Consider the following 2,375-nt stretch of genomic DNA (forward strand, 5'->3'; position numbering starts at 1 on the left):
TTCTCGAGCTCCTGCCGTTCCGGCAGTCGCATCCTACGGACAGTCGCCATTCGAAGATGCTTCGCATCTTCTCGAGCTCCTGTCCTGCGGACAGTCGCATCCTACGGACAGTCGCCATTCGAAGATGCTTCGCATCTTCTCGAGCTCCTGTCCTGCGGACAGTCGCATCCTACGGACAGTCGCCATTCGAAGATGCTTCGCACCTTCTCGAGCTCCTGCCGTTCCGGCAGTCGCATCCTCAAGCCCCGCCGCCTTCCTCCTCGAAGTAGTGCAGCGCCCCGGGAACCTGCTCACGGATCCGCTTCAGGAAGTGGTTCGCAAGGTCGGGGTCGGCCACCCAGAGCGAGTGCTGCATCGCCCGCTCCGTCTCCTTGGAAAGCCCGCCTGCCCGGTCCATCTCCGCTTTTATGTCGTGGACGGCGTTCTCGACCTCCGCTTCGCTCTCCCATTTCAGCACCGATATTGTTCGTGCCATTGCTCTTCACCTCACGGTGCTGCCGTATGGAGGGGAGGTTCTATTTCAGGTTAACCCCCCCCGGGAGGGTTGAAAAAAGTGGTCAGGCTTCTTCCTGATCGAGGAGCATCTTTTCGGCTTTCTCGCTGGCGAGCGCGCTGTTCCCGGAAGGGTCCTCGAGGACGACCGTGAACGGGAAGGCCACCTCCCGTGCGGCGGCGATCGTCTCCATCATCCTGAGTGCGGCCGCCCGCTCGTCTTCGCTCTCGGGGTTTGCCAGGATTGTCTCCACCGCCTGCTCGAAGCGGTAGAGAACTCCCTCGATGTTGGTGACGAAACCCTCGCAGGCGGTGCCGGGTTCGACCGCGAGGCCGAGTTCCGGGATCTCAATCTTCCCCGTCGTGCTCCGCGCCACCCGGATGGCGAGGTCGCCGGGCTCCTCCACCCGCACCGTCCACCGGACCGGGTCGCCCTCCCCGAGGATGATGGTGTCGGTGTGCCGGTAGCCGCAGGCCTCGCAGGCGATGGAGACGAGCAGGAGGTCGGGGAAGTGGGGGATGTCAAGGCGGTGATGGACGATCCGGATCTCGCCCCCGCAGGCGGGACAGGTTCCCGGATGGGACTCCCGCACTAGAGGCCCCCGCCGATCTTCTCGCGGGAGACCTTGACGGACATGGGCGTGATGACGACGTATTTCTGCTCGCCGAGGCCGACGATGTCGCCGTTCACGTCCTTGGCGACGTCGCGGAGATCCTTTAGAACCCGCTCGAACGTCACCTTGTCCATCTTCAGCCGCCCGATATCGACGATGACGATATTGCCGTTGTAAACCTCGTCTTTGACGCGGGGGGTATCTTTGAGGTCGGCGATGGTGGCGATCTTGATGTACATGGATGCCGGCTCTTCGTCGTTCGATCCCTCGTAGGAGGCGAGATCGAGTTCCATGTAGTCCTCTTCGTTTCTTGCCGGACTTTTGCCGAGGATGCTGTCAAAGAGTTTTTTAACCATAGAAAAATTGAGGAATGAATTTTATTTAATAGTATCCATTATTTTCTCCGTCAGACCTCCAGATTCCAGAGATCGTCCCCGACATAGTGGATGCTTTTAACGGACTTGCCCTTCTCCTGCCGCTCCATATCGGCCGCATCGAAGAGCGCAATCCCCACGGCAAGCGGTTTTCCGTGCCGTTCCTCGACGACCTGCACCGGGTGCCCCGCACGGATGTCCGGCGAGATCGATACGATCCCGGGGCGCATGGCATCCGCGCCGTTTGCGACGAACCTGACCGCGCCGGAATCGACCACCACCCGCCGCTCGGGGATCGGGTGCTCGACGAGCCCCCGCAGGGTCGGAAAGGCCCAGTCCTCGGTGCCCATCAGGAGGGGCTTTTTATCGACGAGGTAGATCCCGACGGGAGCATCCGTCTCCACCCGCTCGATCCTCTCCGACCGGAAGAGGTCGGCCGATGCCCCGATCTCGCCCGTGAGTCGCTCGAGAAGTTCGCTTATCTGTGATTTTCGGATGACGTGGCGCTTTTTTACGGTAATCCTTGGCATGTGTCGAAACCTCGAGGTGGCGCTGACTCTCGCGCAGCAACGCGGTTATATTTAAGTAGCTTCCTCACTCAAATATATTACTCCAGAATGGACGGCAAAGGGTAATCATATGACGCCAAGACCGTTGGATATTTTAGATCAGGTACTGAATCGTCAGCCCGTCATCATCAGCCTGAAAGGTGGGAGGGAGATCCGGGGGATCCTCCAGGGATACGACGTTCACATGAATCTGGTATTGGACAAGGCAGAAGAAGAAGTGGACGGCGCGGCGCAGAAACTCGGCACGTTGATCGTCCGCGGTGACAATGTGATCTACATTACCCCTTCAGTCGAATAAACAGTAGGTGAGAGAATGTCAAAAGGCA

Annotated in this window: 5 protein-coding genes; 1 reads left to right on the top strand and 4 read right to left on the bottom strand. The window is 59.4% G+C overall.

What is annotated here, in order from left to right:
* Nucleotides 1-238: 238 nt before the first annotated feature.
* The 4 genes from EI28_RS11810 to EI28_RS11825 form a co-directional block, all read right to left on the bottom strand.
* Nucleotides 239-475: a hypothetical protein gene (locus tag EI28_RS11810; protein ID WP_048115076.1), complete on the bottom strand. Its 237-nt coding sequence runs from the start codon at nt 473-475 to the stop codon at nt 239-241.
* Between the two features lie 82 nt (nt 476-557).
* Nucleotides 558-1,085 (bottom strand): ZPR1 zinc finger domain-containing protein, encoded by a 528-nt coding sequence (locus EI28_RS11815; protein ID WP_048115079.1) that lies wholly within the window; start codon nt 1,083-1,085, stop codon nt 558-560.
* Complete coding sequence (gene sepF / locus EI28_RS11820) at nt 1,085-1,462, bottom strand: cell division protein SepF (RefSeq protein WP_011843087.1); 378 nt, start codon at nt 1,460-1,462, stop codon at nt 1,085-1,087. The genes EI28_RS11815 and sepF overlap by 1 nt, the downstream gene beginning before the upstream one ends.
* 50 nt (nt 1,463-1,512) lie before the next feature.
* Complete coding sequence (locus EI28_RS11825) at nt 1,513-2,010, bottom strand: RNA-binding protein (RefSeq protein ID WP_048115081.1); 498 nt, start codon at nt 2,008-2,010, stop codon at nt 1,513-1,515.
* A 109-nt stretch (nt 2,011-2,119) separates the two neighbouring features.
* Between EI28_RS11825 and EI28_RS11830 the strand changes: the two genes are divergently transcribed.
* Complete coding sequence (locus EI28_RS11830) at nt 2,120-2,347, top strand: LSM domain-containing protein (protein WP_011843085.1); 228 nt, start codon at nt 2,120-2,122, stop codon at nt 2,345-2,347.
* Nucleotides 2,348-2,375: the final 28 nt, after the last annotated feature.

This window comes from Methanoculleus sp. MH98A (genome assembly GCF_000691865.1).
Classification (GTDB): Archaea; Halobacteriota; Methanomicrobia; order Methanomicrobiales; family Methanoculleaceae; genus Methanoculleus.

Excerpts from the sequence above, each read along its gene's own strand:
- EI28_RS11810 (WP_048115076.1), bottom strand. The coding sequence starts at position 475 with ATGGCACGAACAATATCGGTGCTGAAATGGGAGAGCGAAGCGGAGGTC.
- EI28_RS11825 (WP_048115081.1), bottom strand. The coding sequence starts at position 2,010 with ATGCCAAGGATTACCGTAAAAAAGCGCCACGTCATCCGAAAATCACAG.
- EI28_RS11830 (WP_011843085.1), top strand. The coding sequence starts at position 2,120 with ATGACGCCAAGACCGTTGGATATTTTAGATCAGGTACTGAATCGTCAG.
- sepF (WP_011843087.1), bottom strand. The coding sequence starts at position 1,462 with ATGGTTAAAAAACTCTTTGACAGCATCCTCGGCAAAAGTCCGGCAAGA.